Source organism: Tabrizicola sp. TH137 (assembly GCF_002855575.1).
Taxonomy (GTDB): domain Bacteria; phylum Pseudomonadota; class Alphaproteobacteria; order Rhodobacterales; family Rhodobacteraceae; genus Paragemmobacter.
Genome location: NZ_PKRQ01000006.1, coordinates 223169 through 245694, shown reverse-complemented (window position 1 = coordinate 245694; position 22526 = coordinate 223169). Strand labels below are relative to the sequence as shown.

Sequence of the window (22526 nt, the reverse complement as noted above, 5' to 3'; positions counted from 1 at the left end):
CATGCAGAGCGGTCGCATCGGTCCCCTGAACAGCGGTCTGGCCGATATCCGGCGCTGGCGCGAAAGCGATGAGGTGCATCTGCCGCCGGGCCAGCGGCCGCGGGTTCCGTTCCTGCCCGAACAGCGCCCGCTGGATGCGATCCTGCGGCGGGAAACGCTGGAAGAGCGGCTGGCCGGTTTCATCATTCCCGACCGCATCTCGCCCGAGCTTGGCGAACCCGGCGCCATCGCAAGGGCGCGGGAGGCGTTGCATCAGCGCTTTGCGGCGCTGGCGCGGGTCAGCCCCCCGGGAACAGCCGCCATCTTGCAGGCAGCGGCAGAGCTGCTGGCCCGCGAGACCGTTCTGGACGAAGACGTCAGGACGGCGCTGGCGGCCCTGCTGCGCGCCTGAGCCGGGCGGGAGGCGGGCGTCCGCCCCATCCTTTCACGCTGCCGAACTGCCCATGATGACGCGGTTGCGGCCCTGCGTCTTGGCGGCCATGAGGGCCCGGTCGGCGCTGTCCATCGCCTCGTCCGGGAGGGTGCCGGGCGGGGCCATGGCCAGCCCGATGGAGATGGAGACCGCCACCTCGCCCAGTCCCGGAAGGGTGACGGGGTGGCCGCTGATCGCCGTGCAGAGTCGTTGCGCCAAGGCCTGAGCTTCGGCTGCGGGGTGGCGGGCAAGGGCGATGAGGAACTCTTCACCGCCGATCCGCGCCAGCAGATCGCCTTGTCCCAGACGGGCGGACAGGCGGGCCGAAACCTCGATCAGGACGGCATCGCCCGTGGCGTGGCCATGCCTGTCATTGATCGTCTTGAAACGGTCGATATCCACGATCATGACTGCCAGCCCCGCGCCGCGCAGGGCGGCATCCACCGCCATCTCGCCCATCCGCCGCAGCGCGTAGCGGCGGTTGAAGAGGCCGGTCAGCGGATCGGTCAGGGCGAGGCGGATATTGTCGCGCAGCGCGTTGCGGCGGAAGGTGGCGGCGCGGCCACGGGCGATAAGCCCATGCAGCCGATGGGCGATTTCGGCCTCGGTGCTGCCCAGGACGATGGCTTCGTCCGCGCCAAGGTCATAGGCGAGGGCGGCGGCCGAGGGGCTGGGGGCGAGCAGCGCCAGCCCGGCATGGCGATGGGCGGGCGTGGCGCGCAGTTCCGACAGCAGGCGCAGGGCGCTGGCGGTGCGTGCCTCGTCGGCGCCGCCGTCGCCTGCGTCGATGAGGAAGGCATCCGGCGCGGCACCCGCAGGGACCGGGGCGCCGCGCCCAAGCGCCGTCTCGCCGTCCCAGAGCGCGAGTTGATGCGGCATCAGCCCGGCAAGGCCGGATTTCAGGCGAAGGCCGTCGGCAGGGGGAAACGCCGTCAAGGCGATCAGGCCGGGCCAGTCATAAGGGGTGGAGGCCTCTTGCAGGGTGAATTCGGGCGGAGTGGTGGCATCGCCGGGTTCCCTGCGCCGCAACAGGCTGCGGATGCGGGCGAGGAGAAGCAGGTCGTCCAGCGGTTTAGTCAGCACGTCATCCGCCCCGGCCTCGAAGGCGGCAAAGCGGGCCGCGACGGAGGTGGAGGCGGTATGGACGATCACCGGTATGTCACGCGTGGCCGGATCGGCACGCAGCACCCGCAGCACGGCGCAGCCGTCCATGTCGGGAAGGTTGAGGTCCAGCAGCACCAGATCGGGCTTGCGGTCCTGCACCATGCGCAGCGCGGTCTTGCCGTCCCCGGCAAGGATCGTGTCATGGCAGACCGAGGCAAGCCGCACCTTCAGGACGATCCGGTTGGTCGCCACATCGTCAACGATCAGAATCCGCGCCGCCATATTCCGTCAGACCACCGCTTGCCCGAAGCCGTTCCACTGTGGTGGAGGAAGTCTTACCAATCCGTTAACGAATGCTTTCCAGACTGCGGGCAAGTTTCATGATCTTGTGATCGCGGGATGCGAAACGGAGGGCGGGATGACGGGTGAGATGGCGGAAACCGTGGCGTTGCAGGCGCTGGGCTGGCTGGCGGGTCAGGAAGAGCTTTTCCCTCTGTTTCTGGGGGCGACGGGCGCCTCGGCGTCGCAGGTCGCGGCAGCGGCGGCCGAGCCGGGATTTCTGGCGGCCGTGCTGGATTTCCTGCTTCAGGATGATGCCTGGGTGATCGGTTTCTGCGATGCGGCCGGGCTGGCCTATACCGTGCCGATGCAGGCGCGGGCAGCGTTGCCGGGCGGGGCGCTGCCGCATTGGACCTGAGGGCATGCAATGACGCAGAGTTGATTGCATTCCCGCGCGGCTGTGGCCACAGTCCGGGAGCGGTGCGCAACAGGGAGTGACGGCATGATCGACGGCGTGATCTTCGACAAGGACGGGACGCTGTTCGACTTCCGGGCCAGTTGGGGCGCCTGGGCGGCGCGGCTGGTGGAGATGCTGGCCGCGGAAAGCGGGCTTTCGGCCTCGGTCCTTGGGGCGGCCATCGGCTTTGATCCCGTTACCCGGCGCTTTGTTCCCGACAGCGTGGTGATCGCCGGCACGCCGACCGAAATCGCGCGCGACCTGGCGGCGGCCTTGCCGGGCGCGTCGGCCGATCTGCTTGAAGAGCGGCTGAACCGGCTTGCAGAAGGCGCGCCGATGCTGCCCGCGGTGGACCTTGCCGCCGTTCTGGGGGCGCTGCGCGACCGGGGCCTGCGGATCGGATTGGCCACCAATGACAATGAAGAGGCGGCGCGGGCGCATCTGGCGGCGCATGGGATCACCGGGCTGTTCGATTACATAGCGGGCTATGACAGCGGGCACGGGCCGAAGCCGGGGCCGGGCATGTGCGCGGCCTTCGCGCGCCAGCACGGGCTTGATCCGGCGCGGGTGGTGATGGTGGGCGACAGCCGCCACGACCTGGAAGCCGGGCGGGCAGCGGGGATGCGCGCGGTGGCCGTGCTGACGGGCATCGCGGGGGCGGCAGAACTGGCCCCCCATGCCGATGCCGTCTTGCCCGATATCGCCCATCTGGGCGCGTGGATCGACAGTCTGGCGGCCTGAGCGGCGCGGTCGCCTGCGAAAAACGACATGAACGCGTCGTGGGCAGAGTGTCATTTGCCCCCCGCCTTCGTCATCCTTGTGGCCTAGGGGCGCGGATGGCGCCGGACGGAGGACGCGATGAACGAAGAGCCACGCAAGCGCCGCGCCGGGGGACGGGCTGGCAACCAGCAGCGTGCGGGCACGGCGGTCATCGACCAGATGCCCTGGCGCATTCCGGTCAATCCGGATGCCCCGGTGGAGCCGCTGGATGCCGAGGGCGTGCAACGCATCCACAAGGGCGCGATGCGGATCCTCAGCGAGATCGGCATCGAATTCCTGAACCCCGACGCCGTGGCGCATCTGAAGCGCGCGGGCTGCAAGGTGACGGGCACCAATGTGAAGATGGACGAAGCCTTCGTGATGGAGATGCTGTCGCATGCGCCGTCCGAATTCACCATCACCCCGCGCAACCCGGACCGGGAACTGATCATCGGCGGCAAGCATATGGTCTTCGTCAATGTCTCGTCCCCGCCCAATGCCTGGGACCTTGAGCGCGGCAAGCGGTCGGGGGATTTCGAGACCTTCAAGGAATTCATGAAGCTGACGCAGTATTTCAACTGCATCCATATCGCGGGCGGCTATCCGGTGGAGCCGATCGACATTCACCCGTCGGTGCGGCACCTCGATTGCCTGTATGAAAAGCTGACCCTGACCGACAAGGTCGTGCATGCCTATTCCCTGGGTGCCGAGCGGGTCGAGGATGTGATGGAGATGGCCCGCATCGCGGGCGGCCTGACGGAAGAGGAGTTTCAGGCCAAGCCGCGGATGTACACCAACATCAACTCGGTCAGCCCTCTGAAGCATGACTTCCCGATGCTGGACGGTGCGATGCGGCTGGCCAAGCGCGGGCAGCCGGTGGTGGTGACGCCCTTCACGCTGGCGGGCGCGATGGCACCCGTGACGATGGCGGGGGCGGTGGCGCTGTCGCTGGCCGAGGCGCTGGCGGCGATTGCCCTGCTGCAATACATCGCGCCGGGTTGTCCGGTGGCGATCGGCACCTTCACCTCCAACGTGGACATGAAGTCGGGCGCGCCCGCCTTCGGCACGCCGGAATACATGCGCGCCACGCAGATGACGGGGCAACTCGTCCGCCATTACAAGCTGCCGATGCGGTCTTCGGGGGTCTGTGCGGCGAATGTGCCGGACGGGCAGGCGATGTGGGAGACGTCGAACAGCCTCTGGGCGGCGGTGCAGTCGGGGACCAACATGGTCTATCACGCGGCGGGCTGGCTGGAGGGCGGGCTGATCGCAAGCCCCGAGAAATTCGTGATGGATTGCGAAGTCTTGCAGATGATCCAGCGCTATTTCGAGGAGGCGACCTTCGCCACGACGGAGGATGACATCGCCTTTGACGCGATCAAGGAAGTGGGGCCGAACGGGCATTACTTCGGCTGCCAGCACACGCAGGAACGTTATACCACCGCCTTCTATGCGCCCTTCGTCAGCGACTGGCGGAATTACGAGGCCTGGCAGATCGACGGGTCGGTCTGGACGCCGGAACGCGCGCATCGGATCTACAAGCAGATCCTGGCGGAATTCGAGGCCCCGGCGATGAATGGCGACCATCAGGAAGAGCTGCGCCGCTTCGTCGCCCGCCGCAAGCAGGAAGGCGGCGCACCGACCGATTTCTGATCGGGCGCCCTGGACCAGTCTTCGGTATAGGGTGCGGGTTTTCCCTTTGCCTGCCGCGCCGTAGAGGCTAGCCTGACCCTTGGGGAAAGGTCCGCGACAGCCGGACCGTGACAGGGGACACCCGCCGGTGGCGGGACGGAGGGGGCATGGATATCCAGACGCTGAGGCGCGGGATTCTCGCGCTGACGGGGGTCGTCGCAGGACTGGCCCTGTGGCTGCTGGAGGATGCCGCCCTTCGCGGCGCAGTGGCCGAGCCCCTTACGCTGCCGCTGACCACCTTCGTTCTGGTCTTCTTCGGGGCGCTGATGGCGATGACCGGACCGCTGCGCCTGCGCCCGGCGGCGCTTGCGGCGCTGCCCCTCGGCCTTGTGGTGGCCGTGCTCATGGCGGTGGCGGCGACGCGCTATGGCAGCGCGGCCGAGTTCCGCCAGCAGGGCCTGCACTGGATCGCAGGCTTCCTGATTGCCAGCCTGCCACTGCCCTATCTGATTGCCTTCGGCATGACGGGCGGCACGGCCTATCCGGCGCTGTTCACGGCAAGCTGGCAACTGGTGGTGCGGGCGGCGGCAGGCTGGATCTTCGCCGGGCTTGTCTGGGGGGTGATCTGGCTTGCGGATGCGGCGCTGGCGTTGGTGGGGCTGGGCTTTCTCGACTGGGTGATGACGGAGGGCGGTCCGCTGCCGGGCATGGCCACGGGGGCTATGCTGGGGGTGGGGCTGGCCGTGGCGCATGAGCTTTCGGACCTGCTGTCGCCGCTGGTGATCCTGCGCCTGCTGCGCCTTCTGACGCTGCCGGTTCTGACGGTGATGATCCTTTTCCTCGTGGCCTTGCCGGTGCGCGGGCTGTCGCAGCTTCCCGGTGGGGTGTCGGCGACGGCTGTGCTGCTGGCCCTTGCCATGGCGGCTGCCGGGCTGATCGCCGTGGTGATCGACCAGTCCGAAGACGAGGAAAGCCGCAGCCCCGCGCTGCGCATAGCGGCGCGGGTGATGGCCGGGCTTCTGCCGCTGCCCGTGGCGCTGGCCGGGTTTGCGCTGGCCGAGCGGGTTGGACAGCATGGCTGGACGCCGGAGCGTGTGTTTGCCGCGCTGGCGGTGGTGGCAGGGGCGGGATATGGGCTGGCCTATCTGGCGGCGGTGCTGCGCGGGTCCGGTTGGACCGGCCATCTGCGGCAGGCCAACCGCCTGCTGGCGCCGATGGTGGCGGGCTTGGCCATGCTGTGGCTGACGCCGGTGATCAATGCCGAGGCCATCTCGTCGCGCTCGCAACTCGCGCGCTATGAGGCAGGGGGCATCCCTCCGGCCGATCTTGATCTTGATGCGCTGGATCGCTGGGGTCTGCCGGGTGATCGGGTGCTGGAGCGGCTGGCTTCGCTTGCCGCCCTGCCGGATCAGGCCGCTTTGGCGCAGCGGCTTGCGGCGCGGGCGGCCGGGGGCGAAGCCGAGGTTCTGGTGATGGAAGAGGATGCCGAGGCGTTGCTGTCCGATCTTCGCGCGGTGATGCCCTTGCAGCCGCCGGGGGCGACGGCCACGCGGGACCTGCTGCTGACGGCCATTCCGCCGGTGGAACTGCAAAGCTGGATCGACGCCTGCCGCACGCCCCTGCCAGGAACCGAGCGGGCGGGCTGCGTCTTTGTGGTGGGCGAGTTCTGGACGGCGGAGCCGGGCGAAGAGGGGATGATCCTTCTGCGCGAACCTTCGGGCTTTGTGCGTTACGAAGGTCTGGGGATGATGGAGGGGAAGGTGCATCGCCTGTCGGTCGGGGCCCTGTCCGGGATGCTGCCCGACCGGGCCGAAGGCGAGGCGCTGATCGCTGCGTTGCAGGATACGCCTGCTGCGCTGACCCCGGCCCCGTTGAACATGCTGGGGGTGGCGGGCGGGTTGCTGCTCTTGCCGTAAATCTTCATTCATCCGAATCGCGCAGTCTTCCTTCGGGATTTTCTGGGGAAGGGCGATGAACGGGCTGATAAACCGATCCATCCAGTGCTTTCTGCGCGATGGTTGGGGGTCTGGTGTCTGGGATGATGCGGCGCGGGCGGCGGGTGTGCCGCCGCAGGGGTTCGAGCCGCTGCTGCCCTATCCGCCTGAGGTCACGGATCGTCTACTCGCGGCGGCCGCCACCCGCCTGAACCGCGACAGTGCCTGCCTGCTGGAGGATATGGGAACCTATATCGTGTCGCATCCGGCCCGTGCGGCGGTGCGGCGGCTGCTGCGGTTCGGCGGATCGGATTTCCGCGACTTCCTGCAATCGCTGGAAGACCTGCCCGCGCGGGCGCGGCTGGCCCTGCCCGATCTGGTGCTGCCTGCCCTGCGGCTGCGGGAAGAGGCGCCGGATGATTTCCGGCTTGAGATCGGCGCGGGGCGGCCCGGTCTGGCCGAGGTGACGTTGGGCCTTCTGCGCGCGATGGCGGATGATTACGGGGCTCTGGTCACCATGCGGCTGGAGTCGGTGTCGCCGGATGGCGCGGCCATCCTCGCGATCCGCCTTCTGGATCAGGCCCATGGCATGGGGCGGGCCTTCTCGCTGGGTCGCGTGGAATGACCGGCGGGGTCTGGATCGGCGCGGTCGCGCTGGCGCGGCTGATGCCGATGCATCTGGTCCTGGACGGGGCGGCGGTGATCCGGTCCTGCGGGCCGACCCTGCGGCGCCTGCTGGGGGCCGATGATCCGGTGGATCGGCCTTTCTCTCAGCTTTTCACCCTGCGTCACGGTCCTGCGCTGGTCGGGGTGGCCGATCTTCTGGCAGGGCAAGGGCGGCTTTTCGTCGAGCGGCGGGGAAGCAGCGACCTTTCCTTCCGCGGCATCGCGGTTCCGGCCAAGGATGGCGCGCTGATCAACCTCTCCTTCGGGATCGGGGTGGTGGAGGCGGTGCAACGCCACGCCTTGACCGAAGCGGATTTCGCACCCACCGACCTGACGGTGGAACTGCTCTATCTGTATGAAGCCAAGACCGCGGTTCTGGAAGAGTTGCGCGCCCTGAACGACCGGTTGCAGGGCGACAAGGTGGTGGCCGAGGAACAGGCGCTGACCGATCCGCTGACCGGGCTGCGCAACCGCCGCGCGCTGGACCTCGCGCTGGAGCAGCCGGGGCGGAACGTGGCCGTGGTGCATCTTGACCTTGACCGGTTCAAGCAGGTGAATGATGCGCTGGGCCATGCGGCGGGGGATCACGTTCTGGCCGAGGTGGGCCGCCGCCTTCTGGCGGCCAGCCGCAGGGATGATCTGGTGGCCCGCATTGGCGGGGATGAATTCGTGCTGCTGATGCCGGGGATGGACCGGGCCGAAGCGGCGCTGGCGCGGATGGAGGCGATCCTGTCCGCGCTGAGCGAGCCGATCCCGTGGCAGGGCATGGGACTGTCTGTCGGGGCCAGCGCGGGAATGGTCCTTTCGGCGACGTCGCCGGAGGCGCCCGTGGCCGTGCTGCTGGCCCGTGCGGATGCCGCGCTCTATGCCGCCAAACGCGCCGGGCGCGGCCGGGTACGGCTCTGGTCCCCCGACCTGTGGTCGGTCGAGGGGCAAGGCTAGTGTCTGGCTGCCAGCGGAAAGGATGGGGGGCGGGCATGGACCGGCCCATCCGCAGGGTGGCTGTCCATACGCTTTTCCCCCCTGCAAGACCGATGCCAAACTGACGATCTGTGTCGTGCGGCCGTATCCCCGAGTCACGGAGTTTCGAGGATCGTCACATGCGCCCCATCCTGACCCTGATTGCTGCCGCAGCCACTCTCCTGTCCTTCACCGGCCCTGCGCTGGCGATCGAGGCCGTGGGGAAGGATGCCTTTCTGCCGGTGCAGCAGGCGGCGCCCGCGCCTCCGGGGGCGGCCGGCCTGTGCCGCGACTACGACTGGGCCTGTGCCAGGGGGCCGTTGACCCCGGCCGGCGCCGATGTCCTGAAGATTGCCGCACAGGTGAACAGTGCCGCGAATGCGGCCATCCGCCCGATCTCTGATCAGCGCCAGTTCGCGGTTGTCGAACATTGGTCCTTGCCCACCGCGCGGGGCGGCGATTGCGAGGATTACGCGCTCTACAAGAAGCGGGCGCTGGTTGCACAGGGGATTGCGCCCAACCGATTGCTGATTGCCGTGGTCCTTGACCGGAAACGCCAGCCCCATGCGGTTCTGGTCCTGCGCAGCGATCTGGGCGATTTCGTGCTGGACAACATGACCCGCCGCGTCCTGCCGTGGCAGAAGACGGGCTATGCCTTCCTGCGGATGCAGGACCCGAAGAACCCCGCGCGCTGGGTTTCGGTTCTGGTGCAGGCGGGAGCGGATCTTTCGAGCTGATGCCGCGCGGACAGCAGAAGGGGCGCCCCGGTTTCCCGGGACGCCCCTTTCCCGTGATGAGCCGTGATCAGGCGGCCAGATCGTAGCGGTCGGCGTTCATCACCTTGACCCAGGCGGCGATGAAGTCCTGCACGAACTTTTCGCGGTTGTCGTCCTGGGCATAGACTTCGGCATAGGCACGCAGGACGGAGTTGGACCCGAAGACGAGGTCAACGCGGGTTGCGGTGAATTTCACCGCGCCCGAGGCGCGATCGACGATGTCGTAAAGGTTGCGCCCCTTCGGCACCCATTTGAAGCCCATGTCGGTGAGGGTGACGAAGAAGTCATTCGTCAGCGCACCGGGGCGGTGGGTGAAGACGCCATGCGCCGTGCCGCCATGGTTGGTGCCCATCGCGCGCATCCCGCCCAGCAGGACGGTCATTTCCGGCGCGGTCAGGCCCATGAGCTGCGCCCGATCCAGGAGCATCTCTTCCGCCTCGACGCTGTAGGTCTTCTTCAGCCAGTTGCGGAAACCGTCGGCCAGCGGTTCCAGCACGGCAAAGCTGGCCGTGTCGGTCTGTTCCGCCGTCGCATCGCCGCGACCGGGGGTGAAGGGAACGGTCACGTCAAAGCCAGCGGCCTTGGCCGCCATCTCGACGCCGACATTGCCCGCAAGGACGATGACATCGGCGACCGAGGCACCCGTTGCCGCCGCGATCGGTTCCAGCACCGACAGGACGCGCGCCAGGCGGGCCGGTTCGTTGCCTTCCCAATCCTTCTGCGGGGCAAGGCGGATGCGCGCGCCATTCGCGCCGCCGCGATAGTCGGACTGGCGGAAGGTGCGGGCGCTGTCCCAGGCGGTGCTGACCAGGTCGGCGACCGAGAGGCCCGCCGCCACGATCTTCGCCTTGACCGCCGCCACGTCATAGGAGGCGTTGCCAGCGGGGACGGGGTCTTGCCAGATCAGGTCTTCCTTCGGGACGTCGGGACCGATGTAGCGGAGGCGCGGCCCCATGTCGCGATGGGTCAGCTTGAACCAGGCCCGCGCGAAGGTTTCCGAGAAATAGGCCGGATCCTTGGCGAAACGTTCCGAGATGGCGCGATAGGCCGGGTCCACCTTCATGGCCATGTCAGCATCGGTCATGATGGGCGTGCAGCGGATGGACGGGTCTTCGACATCGGGGAACTTGTGTTCGTCCTTGATGCCGACGGGTTCGTATTGCCACGCGCCGGCGGGGGATTTCTTCAGCTCCCAGTCATAGCCGAGGAGCAGGTCGAAATAGCCGTTGTCCCATTTGGTGGGGTTCGTCGTCCATGCGCCTTCGATGCCCGAGGTCACGGTGTTGCGGCCCACCCCGCGCGAGACGTGGTTGTTCCAGCCCAGACCCTGTTCCTCGATCTCGGCGCCTTCCGGCGAGGGGCCGAGGTTTTCGGCGCGACCATTGCCATGCGCCTTGCCGACGGTGTGGCCACCTGCGGCGAGGGCGACGGTTTCCTCGTCATTCATCGCCATGCGAGCAAAGGTTTCGCGGATCATGCCCGCCGTCTTCATCGGGTCGGGCTGGCCGTTTACGCCTTCGGGGTTCACATAGATCAGACCCATGTGGACAGCCGCCAGCGGGTTTTCCAGCGTGGTCGGATCGGCGAGGTCGGAATAGCGGTTTTCCGACGGAGCCAGCCATTCGGTTTCCGAACCCCAATAGACGTCCTTCTCGGGGGCCCAGATGTCTTCGCGCCCGAAGGCGAAACCGTAAGTCTTCAGGCCCATGCTTTCATAGGCGACGGTCCCGGCAAGGATCATCAGGTCGGCCCATGAGATGCGATTGCCGTATTTCTTCTTGATCGGCCAGAGCAGGCGGCGGGCCTTGTCGAGGTTGGCATTGTCCGGCCAGGAATTCAGCGGGGCAAAGCGATGGTTGCCCGTGCCCGCGCCGCCCCGGCCATCGGCCACGCGATAGGTGCCTGCCGAGTGCCAGGCCATGCGGATCATCAGCCCGCCGTAATGGCCCCAGTCGGCGGGCCACCAGTCCTGGCTGTCGGTCATCAGGGCGTGGACGTCGCGCTTGATCGCGGCGAAGTCGAGCTTCTTCACTTCCTCGCGGTAGTTGAAGCCCTTGAGCGGGTTCGACTTCGTGTCATGCTGGTGCAGGATGTCGAGGTTCAGGGTCTTGGGCCACCAGGCCGTGACCGAAGTGCCGGAGGTGGTCAGGCCACCATGCATCACCGGGCATTTGCCAGCGTCGTTTCCGTCCATGTCGCTCTCCTCGTGGCTGCAAATGGGGGCGGGCACACGCCCCTTGGTCAGGAGCGGCCCGCCAGAATGGAATCGTTCTAACAGTGTTGGATGATTAGTTTAAGTTGGATTTTCTGATTGCAACGATAAGATGAACTTATGTTGAACCTGACCCTGAAACAGCTCCGCTATTTCGAGGCTCTGGCCCGGCATGGCCATTTCGGCCGTGCGGCCGAGACCTGCGCCATTTCCCAGCCTGCGCTTTCCATGCAGATCCGCGAGATGGAGGCGGTGCTTGGATCCGAGCTTTTCGAACGGGGCGCGCGGCAGGTGAGGCTGACCGGGTTCGGTGAGGATGTGCTGCTGCGGGCGCGCGAAATCCTGCGCGAAGTGGATGAACTGGCCGATATCGCGCGGGCGGCGCGGGGAAGCCTGTCCGGGCGATTGCGGATCGGGGTGATCCCGACCATCGCGCCTTATCTTCTGCCCGCCATCATCGCCCGGCTGACCGAGGCGAATGAGGGATTGGACATCCATCTGCGCGAAACGGTGACGCCCAAGCTGATCCGCGAGCTGGAGGAGGGGCGGCTGGATACGGCCATCGTGGCGCTGCCAGTGTCGGAGCCGTTCCTGACCGAAGTCGATCTTTTCACCGAGGATTTCGTGCTGGTCCGCCCCGGGGCGGATGCGGAAAAGCCGGTGCCGCAGCCCGAAAAGCTGCGCGAGATGCGGCTGCTGCTGCTGGAGGAAGGGCATTGCTTCCGCGATCAGGCGCTGTCCTTCTGCTATGCCGGGCAGGCCGCGCCGCGTGAATTGCTGGATGGCAGCAGCCTTTCGACGCTGGTGCAGATGGTGGGGGCGGGGATCGGGGTGACGCTGATCCCCGAAATGGCGGTGGCGGTGGAAACGCGGTCAGCCCATGTCGCCATCGCGCGGTTCAACGGGACGCAGCCGTCGCGGCGGATCGGGATGGTCTGGCGGCGGACCTCGCCTTTGTCAAAGCAACTGATGCAGGTGGCCGAAGTGGTGCGCGCGGCAGGGCTGGCGCAGCGTGCCGGGGCTTGACCTTCGGCGCCGATATGGGACGGTCGGCGCAACAGGGGAGGACATCATGACCGTCTGCTTCACGACCGACCGGATGCTGCATTTCGGCGATTGCGACATTTCCGGCACCGCCTATTACCCGGCCTATATGAACATGCTGAACGGTGTGGTGGAGGAATTCTGGGCCCATATCGGCTGGCCCTGGCACGAGATCATCTGGAAGGAACGCTGGGGAACGCCGACGGTGCATCTGTCCTGCGATTTTTCCAAACCGTCGTTCTTCGGCGACCGGCTGACCTTTCGGCTGACCATCCTGAAGGTGGGCAAATCCTCGGTCCGGTTGAAGCATACGATCCATTGCGGCGAGGAACACCGCTGGTCAGTGGAACAGGTGCTGGCGGCAAGCTGGCTGGACAGTCATACGTCGATGCCCTGGCCCGAGGATGTGAAGGCCAAACTGGAAAGCCTGATGACGCCCGAGCCCCCGGAGCGTCGCCCCGTGGCGGCGCCTCAGACCCAGGCCCCTCAGACCCAGGGCTGAGCCGGGTCGGGCAGGGGGATCGCGTCCAGCAGGTCGCGGGTATAGGCGGCCTGCGGTGCGGCGAAGAGGTCGGCGGTGGGGCGATCCTCCACGATCTCGCCCCGGTGCAGGACGATGGTGCGCTGGCAGAGGCGACGGATGACCGAAAGGTCATGGCTGATGAAGGCCAGTGTCAGGCCCAGATCGGCCACGAGCCGTTCCAGCAGGTTCAGGACCTGCGCCTGCGAGGACACGTCGAGACCCGAGACGATCTCATCGGCCAGGATGAAATCGGGTTCCAGCGCGATGGCACGGGCGATGCCGACGCGCTGACGCTGGCCGCCGGAAAGTTCGTGCGGGTAGCGGGTGGCGAAATGCTGCGGCAGGCCGACATGATCCAGCGCGCGGGCGACGCGATCCTGCACCGAATCCATGCCATGCAGGCGCAGCGGTTCGGCGATGATCGTGCCGACGCGGTGCCGCGGGTTGAGCGAGGACATCGGGTCCTGGAAGATCATCTGGAACCGCTGCCGCAGTGGCCGCAGCGCGGTCTCGGGCAGATGCGCGATGTCGGTTCCGTCGAAGCGGATCGAACCGCCCGAAGGTTCCAGCAGGCGGACCAATGCGCGGCCCAGCGTGGATTTGCCGGAACCGGAGCCGCCCACGATTCCGACCACGGCCCCTTTCGGGATCACGAAGGACAGGCCCTTGAGGATTTCGATCCGTGGCGCGGCCCCGAAGAGCGGCTTTGCCGTCATGTCGGCCAGCGACAGGCGGAGGTTCTCGACGCGGTAGAGGTTCATCGGGCGCTCTCCCGGTCGAAAGCTGCGACTTCGGCACGGACAGCCTCGATCACCGCTTCGGGCACGGGGTTCAACCCGGCCTTCGGATCCGTGTATTTCGGCGTCGCTGCCAGCAGGGCGGCGGAATAGGCATGGTGCGGGGCGGCGAAGAAATCGGTCACTGCCGCATCCTCCACCACCATCCCGGCATAGAGGACCGACAGGCGCTGACAGACCTTGGACACGACCCCGAGGTCATGGGTCACGAACAGAAGCGCGGTGCCATGGCGGGCCTGCATGTCGCGGATCAGGCTGAGGATCTGCTTCTGCACCGTCACATCCAGCGCCGTGGTGGGCTCATCCGCGACGATCAGCCTGGGCTCTGCCGCGAAGGCCGAGGCGATCAGGATGCGCTGGCGCATCCCGCCTGACAGTTCATGCGGATAGGATCGCAGCACCCGGTCCGGGTCTGCGATCTGCACTTCGGCCAGCAAGGCCTTGGCGCGGGCCTCGGCCTCTGTCCGCCCCCAGCCCAGGATATCGACAAGGCGGTCGGTGATCTGCGGGCCGATCCGGTGGCTGGGGTTCAGCGCGGTCAGCGGGTCCTGCGGGATCAGCGCGCAGCTGGCCCCGATGCGGCGGCGGCGGTCCTTCGCGGAAAGGGTCAGGAGGTCGGTGCCATCGAGAAGGATTTCACCTGCGGTAACTTCGACCGACGGGGGCAGGATGCCCAGGACGGCCTTGCCGATCATCGACTTGCCCGCGCCGGATTCCCCGACCAGCCCCCGCACCTCGCCCGGCGCCACGTCCAGCGACACGCGGCGCAGCAAGGGCGGGCCACCCTTCAGCCGGACCGAAAGGTTGCGGATGGACAGGAAGCTCATCTCAGCACCGGATCGAAACGGTCCTTCAACCCCTCGCCCAACTGGCTGAAGGACAGGACGGTGAGGAAGAGGGTGATCAGGGGGAAGACCAGCACCCACCAGGCCTGATGGATGGAGGTGCGGCCTTCGGCGATCATCCCGCCCCAGGTGGGATCATCGGTCGAGATGGAGAGGTTCACGAAGGACAGGATCGCCTCGACGATAACGGCGATGCCCATTTCCAGTGTCAGGAGGACGACGACGGTGGGCAGGACATTGGGCAGGATTTCCCTGACCATGGTGCCGATACGCCCGCGCCCGGCGACACGGGCCGAAGCCACATAGTCCATCGCCCCCTGTGCCATGGCCTCGGCCCGCACCACGCGGGCGAAGCGTGTCCAGTCGATCACCACGATGGCGATGATGATGGAGGTCAGGCCGGGGCCGAGGACGGCGATCAGCAGGATGGAAAAGAGGACGGGCGGAAAGGCCATCCAGATGTCGATCAGGCGCGAGATGACCATGTCCACCCAGCCGCGCAGGAACCCTGCAAGCAGGCCCAGCGTTGCCCCGATCAGGCAGGTGATCGTGCCTGCGACCAGCGCGACCAGCAGCGCGACCCGTGCGCCGTGCAGGATGCGCGACAGGACATCGCGGCCCAGACTGTCGGTTCCCAGCCAATAGCCCGGTTCCGCCCCCGCCATCCAGAAGGGCGGCAGGCGGCCGAGGAACAGGTCCTGTGCCAGCGGGTCTTTCGGCGCGATCCATGGCGCCAGCAGGGCTGCGATGCCGAGCAGCATCAGCCACCCCGCCGAAAGCCACAAACGCAGCCCCGCACGGCGGCGGATCAGGGACCGCCCATCCATTCCTCTGGCCTCAAGCATGGCGCAGCCTCGGGTTCAGCACGGCATAGAGCAGGTCAACGATCAGGTTCACCGCGGTGAAGATCAGCGCGAAGAGCAGCACGATCCCCTGGATCAGCGGCAGGTCGCGGTTGACCACGGCGTCGATGGCCATGTTGCCGAGGCCCTCATAGGAAAAGAGCCGTTCGATGATGACGGTTCCGCCGATCAGGAAGGTGAACTGCACGCCCACAAGGGTCAGCGTCGGCAGGGCGGCGTTCCGCAGCGCCTCGCGCAGGATGACGCGGGCTTCGCCATAGCCCTTGGTCCGGGCGAGGGTGACGTAATCGAGGTTCATGGTTTCCTTGAGGCTCTGCTTCAGCAATTGCCCGATGATCGCCGCCAGCGGGATCGCAAGGGCCAGCGCCGGCATGAACATATGCGCCACGATATCGGCCCAGAGGTCGAAGCGCAGGCGGATCAGGCTTTCGAACAGATAGAAATCGGTGGTGAAGGGCAGCTCGAGCGAGGGCGTCACCCGCCCGGAGATGTGAAACACCGGCCAGAGCACCCCGAACAGCAGGATCAGCACCAGACCCCAGAGGAAATCGGGGACGGAAAGCGCCATGCCATTGGCCACGTCGATCGCCCCTTCGCGCCGTCCGCCCCGGTACCGCGTGCCGATCAGCGCCGCCGTCCCGCCCAGGATCACCGCCATGACCAGGGCCATGATCGACAGTTCCAGCGTTGCCGGAAGCCGCCCGAGCACAAGGTCCAGCACCGGTTGGCGGGTCGTGATCGAGGTGCCGAAATCGCCTTGCAGCACACCGGCGACCCAGATGCCGAACTGGGTCACCAGCGGCTTGTCCAGCCCGTAAAGCGCGGAGAGGCGGGCGATGTCTTCCTCCGTCGCGCCTGGGGGCAGCATCATGGCGATCGGATTGCCGGGGACGACGCGGATCACGAAGAAAACGATCACGGCCACACCCGCCAGGGTGATGACGGTCGTCAGAAGCCGCGTGAGGAGGGTTCGTAGGATCACCATGCCCGTGCCTGTCACTCGGTGCCGCATGTCTTGCTTCGCGGCACCGCCGGGGATCATGCCCCTTCATGTCCTGTTCAGTCGTCGATCCGCGCCGGGCCGGAGGGTGATGCCCCCCGGCCCGGGCGCAAGGGATCAGGCCCGCTTCATCAGATGCGGCAGCAGCGCACCCGAGGCGTGCGGTGTCACCACGACGCCCGGCGCGTGCAGGATGGGCTGCACATATTGCAGCAGCGGGATCACCAGCGCGTTCTCGGCGATGTATTTGTCAACTGCCTTCCAGCCTTCGATCCGTTTCGCCTCATCCGCCTCGCCCCAGAGCGGCCCGATCATGCCAATCAGATCCTCGCCATCCCAGACGGAATGCGGCGAGGGGCCGAACATCGCGAAACCGGTCGAGGTGGTCGGATCGCCCACCGAGTTGCCCCAATTGTAGAAGGCGGCCGGGGCAAGCTGGTCCGCAGCGCGCAACTCGTAATGTTTGGCGATTTCGTAAACCTCGATCTCGGCCTCGATCCCGACCTTGCGCCACAGGCCGACGATGGCCTGGATCATCTCGTAATCCTTGGGCTTGAAGCCCTTGGTCGTCTGGATCTTGAACTTCACGGGGTTGTCGGGGCCAAAGCCCGAGGCGGCCAGAAGTTCCACCGCCTTCGCCTCGTCATAGGGCACGCTGACCGAGGCATCGTAGGCGTCATATTCCGGGGTCTGGAGCGTGTCGATCTTTACCCCATAGCCCGAGAGCAGGCGGTCGATGATGGCCTGCTTGTCGATGGCATGGGCTGCGGCCATGCGGACATTGGGATCGGTCATCACCTCGATGTCGTTGAGGAAGATCATCCCGATATCCGAGATGGGCGCGGCCACGCCGGCCAGCGGACCGCCTTTCAGACGGTCGTATTCCTCATAGGGCATTTCCAGCGTGACATGGCTGTTGCCGCTCTCCACCTCGGCCACCCGCGCGGCGGCATCGGGGACGAACTTGATGGTGACCGTGTCGAAGTCCGGCTTCCCGCCCCAGTAATTGGCATTGGCCTTGAGGCGGACGAAGGCGTTGCGTTCGAACTTCTCGACCATATAGGGGCCGGTGCCGATGGGGGCAGCCTCGAAGCCTTCGGGGCCGACCTTTTCGTATTAGGCCTTGGGCAGGACATAGCCGGTCAGGAAATACATCCATTTGAAGATCGTCGGGTCGAACTGCGCCACATCGGCGATTACCTTGTTGCCCTCGACCCGGTGGTTGGCCAGCGTTCCCCAGACGAACTGGATCGGGCTGCCAGTGTCGGGATTGGCCACGCGGGCCAGGTTCCAGGCCACATCCTCGGCGGTGAAGGGCGATCCGTCATGCCAGGTCACGCCTTCGCGCACTGTCATCCAGACCTGCGTGCGATCCTCGTTCCAACCCCATTCCGTCAGCAGGCCGGGGGCGGGCGACAGGTCGGGCTGTTGCAGGATGTACTGGTCGAAGACCGATTGATACAGGCCCTGGATCGTCGGGTTCACCGCGCTGGGGCCGACGGTCGGGTCCCAGGAGGGGAGGTTGACGTTATAGGCGATGACAAGCTCGTCTATCGCCTGTGCAAAGCTTGGCAGGCCAAGGCTGCCTGCGGCCATCGTGGCGGCGGAGAGCTTCAGTAGGCTCCGGCGGTTGAGGTTCATGGTCGTTTTCCCTGTTGGTGGTTTTCTTTGGTCTTTGTCTGGTCTCGTCTCAGGCTCCGGCGAGTTTCCGGGCAAGCAGATATCCCGGCCCCGCCCCTGTGCCTGCACCGGGCCAGACGGCGGCCCCGGTGAGATGCAGCTTGGCGATGGGCGTGGACCCGTCGGCATGGCCGCGCGCCGGGCGGAACAGGAAGTTCTGCGACAGGTGGTGACTGCCGCAGACCTGATCGCCGCCGATCAGGTTGGGGTTGTCGGCCTCCAGTTCGAGAGGCGTGACGATCCGATGGCCGAGGATCTTTGCCCGCGTGCCGGGGGCATGGGCTTCGAGGATCGCCAGCGCACGGTCGGCGAAGGGTTCGGCGGCCTCGCCCCAGTCCCGTGCCGCGATTTCACCCTTGGCATCGCCCGTGATGGCGCCGGGGGCCATGCGGACCTGCACCCAGAGCACATGCTTGCCGTCCGGTGCGCGGGACGGGTCAAACACCGTGGGCTGGCCGACAACAAGGATCGGTTCGTCGGGCAGCAGCCCCGCCTGGGCCTGCGCATAGGTGCGTGCCATCTGGTCAAGGCTGGGGGCAAGATGGACATAGGCAAATCGTTGCAGATCGGCCCCCGCGCGCCAGTCGGGCAGGGCGCTCATCGCCAGATGGATCATCATCGTGCCGGGGGCGTGGCGGAAGCCGGCCATGCTGCGGTCGAAGGCCGGGGTCGTCCCGCCCGTAAGGCGGGTGAGGGCGCGGGGGGCGACGCCTGCGATCACGGCACGGGTGGCGGTGATCCGGCGGCCGCCCTCCAGTTCGATGCCCGAGGCACGCCCGCCCTCATGCAGGATGCGGGCGACGCGCGTGCCGGTTTCCACCACCCCGCCGCGCGCCGTGATGGCGGCGACCAGCGCCTTGACGATGACATCCGCCCCGCCCTTGCCGAGCGCCATGCCGAAGGCCTGCCCCGCCATGCCCTCCAGATAGGGAAACATCGCGCCCCCGGCGACATCGGGCGCAAAATCCAGATGCATCCCCCAGGCGGCCAGCAGCGCGCGGATATGGGGATGTTCGAAGGTCTCTTCCAGCCAGGCCCGCGGCGAGGAGAGCAGGAAGCGCGCGAAGTCGAGCGACCCGCCCGCCCCTTTGGCGCGGTATGTTTTGAACATGAAATATGCAAGCGCACGGAATTTCATCTCGGAGCCGAGCAGCCCGAAGAGATGCGGCGCCTCTGCCCCGAATCGCGCGACGAGACTTTCCCATGTTTCTGCATCGCGGCGTGAAAGCGCGCGGAAGGCGGCCAGCGTTTCCCCCATGTCGGTGGAGACACCCGCCCAGGCGCCATCGGGAAAGGACGAGGCGAAGGGGCGGTTCACCGGGATGAAGTCGCAGCCATGCCTCGCAAGTTCCGCGCCATGGGCCTTGAAAAAAGGGCTTCCGGCAAAGAGGGACAGGTTCATCGCCGCCCAGTCATGGCGAAAGCCGGGCAGGGTATAGGCACCCGTCTTGACCGCCCCGCCTGCGACGGAGGCCTGTTCAAACACGCCCACGCGCCAGCCCTTGGCCGACAGGTGCAGGGCGGCGGCCAGGGTGTTGTGGCCCGCGCCGATCAGGACTGCGTCGAAGGTGTCGGCCATTTTCTCCCCGCCGGATTGACGCTGGGATATTTGCAAATGCATTTAAATCTGTCTAGCATGATTCCATGACGGCCGGAGGCAACCGGTTCGCGTGACTGCCGGGCGGGTCCGGCCAACAGGGAGACGATGATGACCTCTGCAAGCGTTCTTTCATCCTTGGCGGGAATGCTCGCCTCGGGCGGGATCGAGGTGGTGGATTGTTCGGGCGTGCTCGGCCCGGAAACGCCGCTGCTGAAGCTGCCCCCGGATTTCGCCAAGGACACGCCGCCGATCAAGATCCATCGCATCAGCGAGTATGACAAGGATGGGCCGTTCTGGGCCTGGAACTGGCTGGAACTGGGCGAACATAGCGGCACCCATTTCGACGCGCCGCATCACTGGATCACCGGCAAGGATTACGCCGACGGCTATACCGATACGCTGGACGTGCAGCGTCTGGTGGCGCCGGTGAATGTGCTGGATTACAGTGCCGAATGCGCCGCGAACCCCGACTTCCTGCTGACCATCGACCATGTGAAGGCCTGGGAGGCAAAGCATGGCGCGATCGGCAAGGGCGAATGGGTCGTGCTGCGGTCCGACTGGGACAAGCGCGCGCATGACGAGGCGCTGTTCCTGAACGCGAACGAGACGGGGCCGCATACGCCGGGGCCGACCGCCGAGGTGATCGAATACCTGCTGTCGAAGGGCATCGTGGGTTGGGGCAGCCAGTGCATCGGCACCGATGCAGGGCAGGCGGGCGGCATGACCCCGCCCTTCCCGGCGCATAACCTTTTGCACAAGCACAACTGTTTCGGCCTCGCCTCGCTTGCCAACCTCGACAAGCTGCCGGCCAAGGGGGCGATCCTGATTGCCGCGCCGCTGAAGATCAAACAGGGGACCGGCTCGCCCATCCGGGCGCTGGCCCTTGTGCCGAAGGGCTGATCCATGACGCCGGATCACGTCATCATCGGAAGCGGGATCAATGCGCTGGTCGCGGGCGCCATGCTGGCGCTGAAGGGCGACCGCGTGCTTCTGCTGGAGCGCGAGGCGGTGCCAGGCGGTTGCCTGCGGACCGAGGAGATCTCGCTTCCCGGCTTCCGGCATGACGTGATGGCGGCGACCTGGGTCCTGTTCATGACCTCTCCGGCGGGGGCCGTGCTTGGCCCCCACCTGGCGCGGCATGGCTTCGACTATTGCCACACGCCCCACCCTACGGCCGTGCTGCGGCCGGACGGGCAGGCGCTGGTGCTGACGACGGACCGGGCGAAGAATGTCGCGGCGTTCAACGCGCTGTCGCCCGGCGACGGCGATGCCCATGCCCGCGATGTGGGCGGGGTGGAGGCGGATGCGCCTTTCCTTTTCGCGCTGCTGGGCGGGGCGTTGTGGTCCTGGCCTACGGCGAAACTCCTTTGGGGGCAGATGCGCAAGCGCGGCTTGCGCGGGCTTGCGGCATGGTTCGGGCGCGCGCTGGTGCCGGCGCGGGGGTGGTTGGAAACGACCTATACCTCGCCCGATGTGCAGGCGCTTTACGCGCCCTGGGTGCTGCATTGCGGGCTGACGCCCGAAAGCACCTATTCGGGTCAGATGGGCAAGGTCATCGCCTTCGCCCTGGAGGCGGCGGGGGCGCCTGTCGTCAAGGGCGGATCGGGGGCAGGGGTGGCCGCCTTCCGCGCGCTGATCGCAGAGAAGGGCGGCGAGATTCGCTGCGGTGCGGATGTGGACCGGATCATCGTGAAGGATGGAAAGGTGCGCGGCGTGGCCCTGGCCTCGGGCGAAGAGATCGCCTGTGCATCAGTGCTTGCCTCGGTCGCGCCGGGGCAGTTGCAGGGGCGTCTTCTGCGCGAGGTGAACCTTCCGGAGGATCGCGATGCGGCAAAGTCCTTCCGCCACGGGCGGGGGAATTTCCAGTTGCATTACGCACTGGACCGCCATCCCGACTGGCTTTCGCCGGGGCTGGACGATGTGGCGCTGATCCATCTGGCGGATGGGATCGACAGCGTTTCCAAATCCGCCAACGAAGCCGAAAGGGGGATGCTGCCGGCCATTCCCACGATCTGCGTCGGGCAACCGCATCGACTGGACCCGTCGCGGGTGCCGGAAGGCAAGGCGGTGCTGTGGTTGCAGATCCCCGATGCGCCGCGCGTGGTGAAGGGCGATGCGGCGGGCCAGATTGCCACCGATGGGACGTGGTCCGAAGCAACCCGCGAAGCCTTTGCCGACCGGATCGAAGCGATCCTGAAACGCCACATCAAGGACTTCGATGCCATCAAGCTGGCGCGCAGGGCCTATAGCCCGGCCGATCTGGCGGCGATGAATGTCAACCTCGTCGGCGGTGATCCCTATGGCGGGCTTTGCACCATCGACCAGTTCTTCATCTTCCGTCCCTATGCCCATTCCACCAATGGCACGGGGCTGGTGCGGGGCCTTCGGCACATCGGGGCCTCCACCCATCCCGGCCCGGGTCTGGGCGGCGGATCGGGCTTCCTTGCGGCAAAGGGTCTGGGCGCATGACGGACCAATCCCCCCCGGAAAAACCCCCCGAAACCCTGCCCCGGCTGGGAGAGATCGGACTGACGAATTACGCGCCCTATCTGATGAACCGCATCATGGGGCGCTACAACGCCAGTCTCAGGGACGAAATGGCGGGGCTGGGTCTGACCACGCCCAAGATGCGGGCGCTGGCGGTGCTTTCGGTGATCGAAGGGCCGCTGATCCGCGAATTGGCCGTCTATTCGGTGGTGGAGCAATCAACCCTGTCCCGCGCGCTGGACCAGTTGGCGGGCGAGGGGCTGATCCGGCGCGAGGCCGACACCACCGACAGCCGCGCCACCCGCGTCTTCATCACCGAGGCGGGGAGAACGGCCTTCGAGACGCTCTGGCCCCGGATGGCCGAGGCGCATGCCCGCATGTTCCGCGGCATATCCGAAGATGAGAGGCGCGCCTTCGTCGGCACGTTGCAGAAGATGCTGACCAATATCCGCAAGCATGAGATCTGACGCGATTTTCGGCCACGCGCAGACACCGG

Annotated in this window: 20 protein-coding genes and 1 pseudogene; 13 read left to right on the top strand and 8 right to left on the bottom strand. The window is 66.6% G+C overall.

The annotated features are described in order from the left end of the window. Position 1: 1 nt before the first annotated feature. On the top strand, positions 2-391 hold the full coding sequence (locus C0V75_RS17985; protein WP_101922344.1) for a hypothetical protein: 390 nt from the start codon (positions 2-4) through the stop codon (positions 389-391). A 33-nt stretch (positions 392-424) separates the two neighbouring features. Here the strand turns inward: C0V75_RS17985 and C0V75_RS17980 are convergent, their stop codons facing one another. Next, positions 425-1798, bottom strand: coding sequence for a diguanylate cyclase domain-containing protein (locus C0V75_RS17980; protein WP_101922343.1), 1374 nt, complete (start codon positions 1796-1798; stop codon positions 425-427). Between the two features lie 136 nt (positions 1799-1934). On the opposite strand from C0V75_RS17980, the gene C0V75_RS17975 reads away from it, so the two are divergent. From C0V75_RS17975 to C0V75_RS17945, 7 genes are all read left to right on the top strand, one after another. Continuing rightward, on the top strand, positions 1935-2213 hold the full coding sequence (locus C0V75_RS17975) for a DUF3572 domain-containing protein (RefSeq protein ID WP_101922342.1): 279 nt from the start codon (positions 1935-1937) through the stop codon (positions 2211-2213). A gap of 84 nt (positions 2214-2297) precedes the next feature. Continuing rightward, positions 2298-2993 carry an HAD family hydrolase gene (locus C0V75_RS17970; RefSeq protein ID WP_101922341.1) on the top strand — a complete coding sequence of 232 codons (696 nt, stop codon included), beginning with the start codon at positions 2298-2300 and terminating at the stop codon, positions 2991-2993. A gap of 117 nt (positions 2994-3110) precedes the next feature. Further along, entirely contained in the window at positions 3111-4664 is a 1554-nt protein-coding gene (locus tag C0V75_RS17965; RefSeq protein ID WP_101922340.1) for a trimethylamine methyltransferase family protein, read from the top strand. A 146-nt stretch (positions 4665-4810) separates the two neighbouring features. Then, positions 4811-6559 (top strand): DUF4153 domain-containing protein, encoded by a 1749-nt coding sequence (locus C0V75_RS17960; protein WP_101922339.1) that lies wholly within the window; start codon positions 4811-4813, stop codon positions 6557-6559. 55 nt (positions 6560-6614) lie between these two features. Next, the gene (locus C0V75_RS17955; protein ID WP_101922338.1) at positions 6615-7202 is read left to right on the top strand and encodes a heme NO-binding domain-containing protein; all 588 of its coding nucleotides are present in this window, start codon (positions 6615-6617) and stop codon (positions 7200-7202) included. Then, entirely contained in the window at positions 7199-8185 is a 987-nt protein-coding gene (locus tag C0V75_RS17950) for a GGDEF domain-containing protein (RefSeq protein WP_101922337.1), read from the top strand. The genes C0V75_RS17955 and C0V75_RS17950 overlap by 4 nt, the downstream gene beginning before the upstream one ends. A 158-nt stretch (positions 8186-8343) precedes the next feature. Next, entirely contained in the window at positions 8344-8940 is a 597-nt protein-coding gene (locus C0V75_RS17945; protein ID WP_101922336.1) for a transglutaminase-like cysteine peptidase, read from the top strand. A gap of 67 nt (positions 8941-9007) precedes the next feature. Here C0V75_RS17945 and katG read toward each other — a convergent pair whose 3' ends face one another. Further along, positions 9008-11173: a catalase/peroxidase HPI gene (gene katG, locus C0V75_RS17940; RefSeq protein ID WP_101922335.1), complete on the bottom strand. Its 2166-nt coding sequence runs from the start codon at positions 11171-11173 to the stop codon at positions 9008-9010. 138 nt (positions 11174-11311) lie between these two features. Here katG and C0V75_RS17935 point away from each other — a divergent pair, with 138 nt between their 5' ends. Next, complete coding sequence (locus C0V75_RS17935) at positions 11312-12217, top strand: LysR substrate-binding domain-containing protein (RefSeq protein WP_101922334.1); 906 nt, start codon at positions 11312-11314, stop codon at positions 12215-12217. A gap of 46 nt (positions 12218-12263) precedes the next feature. Then, positions 12264-12737, top strand: a complete 474-nt coding sequence (locus C0V75_RS17930; RefSeq protein WP_101922477.1) for a thioesterase family protein — start codon at positions 12264-12266, stop codon at positions 12735-12737. Here C0V75_RS17930 and C0V75_RS17925 read toward each other — a convergent pair. The 6 genes and pseudogenes from C0V75_RS17925 to C0V75_RS17900 form a co-directional block, all read right to left on the bottom strand. Next, on the bottom strand, positions 12722-13519 hold the full coding sequence (locus C0V75_RS17925) for an ABC transporter ATP-binding protein (RefSeq protein ID WP_101922333.1): 798 nt from the start codon (positions 13517-13519) through the stop codon (positions 12722-12724). The two genes, C0V75_RS17930 and C0V75_RS17925, sit on opposite strands and share 16 nt — an antisense overlap. Beyond that, a complete protein-coding gene (locus tag C0V75_RS17920; protein WP_101922332.1) occupies positions 13516-14382 on the bottom strand; it encodes an ABC transporter ATP-binding protein in 867 nt (288 codons plus the stop codon). Before C0V75_RS17920 ends, C0V75_RS17925 begins: the two co-directional genes overlap by 4 nt. Beyond that, a complete protein-coding gene (locus C0V75_RS17915; RefSeq protein ID WP_101922331.1) occupies positions 14379-15227 on the bottom strand; it encodes an ABC transporter permease in 849 nt (282 codons plus the stop codon). Before C0V75_RS17915 ends, C0V75_RS17920 begins: the two co-directional genes overlap by 4 nt. A gap of 10 nt (positions 15228-15237) precedes the next feature. After that, positions 15238-16248, bottom strand: coding sequence for an ABC transporter permease (locus C0V75_RS17910; protein WP_216821478.1), 1011 nt, complete (start codon positions 16246-16248; stop codon positions 15238-15240). A 132-nt stretch (positions 16249-16380) separates the two neighbouring features. Next, positions 16381-17859, bottom strand: a pseudogene (locus tag C0V75_RS17905) (ABC transporter substrate-binding protein). Positions 17860-17953: 94 nt separating this feature from the next. Then, positions 17954-19522, bottom strand: coding sequence for an NAD(P)/FAD-dependent oxidoreductase (locus C0V75_RS17900; protein ID WP_101922330.1), 1569 nt, complete (start codon positions 19520-19522; stop codon positions 17954-17956). Between the two features lie 129 nt (positions 19523-19651). On the opposite strand from C0V75_RS17900, the gene C0V75_RS17895 reads away from it, so the two are divergent. The 3 genes from C0V75_RS17895 to C0V75_RS17885 are packed head-to-tail and all read left to right on the top strand — an operon-like array spanning position 19652 to position 22497. Further along, positions 19652-20443 carry a cyclase family protein gene (locus C0V75_RS17895; protein WP_101922475.1) on the top strand — a complete coding sequence of 264 codons (792 nt, stop codon included), beginning with the start codon at positions 19652-19654 and terminating at the stop codon, positions 20441-20443. Between the two features lie 3 nt (positions 20444-20446). Further along, on the top strand, positions 20447-22012 hold the full coding sequence (locus tag C0V75_RS17890; RefSeq protein WP_101922329.1) for an NAD(P)/FAD-dependent oxidoreductase: 1566 nt from the start codon (positions 20447-20449) through the stop codon (positions 22010-22012). Further along, entirely contained in the window at positions 22009-22497 is a 489-nt protein-coding gene (locus C0V75_RS17885; RefSeq protein ID WP_101922328.1) for a MarR family winged helix-turn-helix transcriptional regulator, read from the top strand. Before C0V75_RS17890 ends, C0V75_RS17885 begins: the two co-directional genes overlap by 4 nt. The last annotated feature ends 29 nt before the right edge of the window (positions 22498-22526 follow it).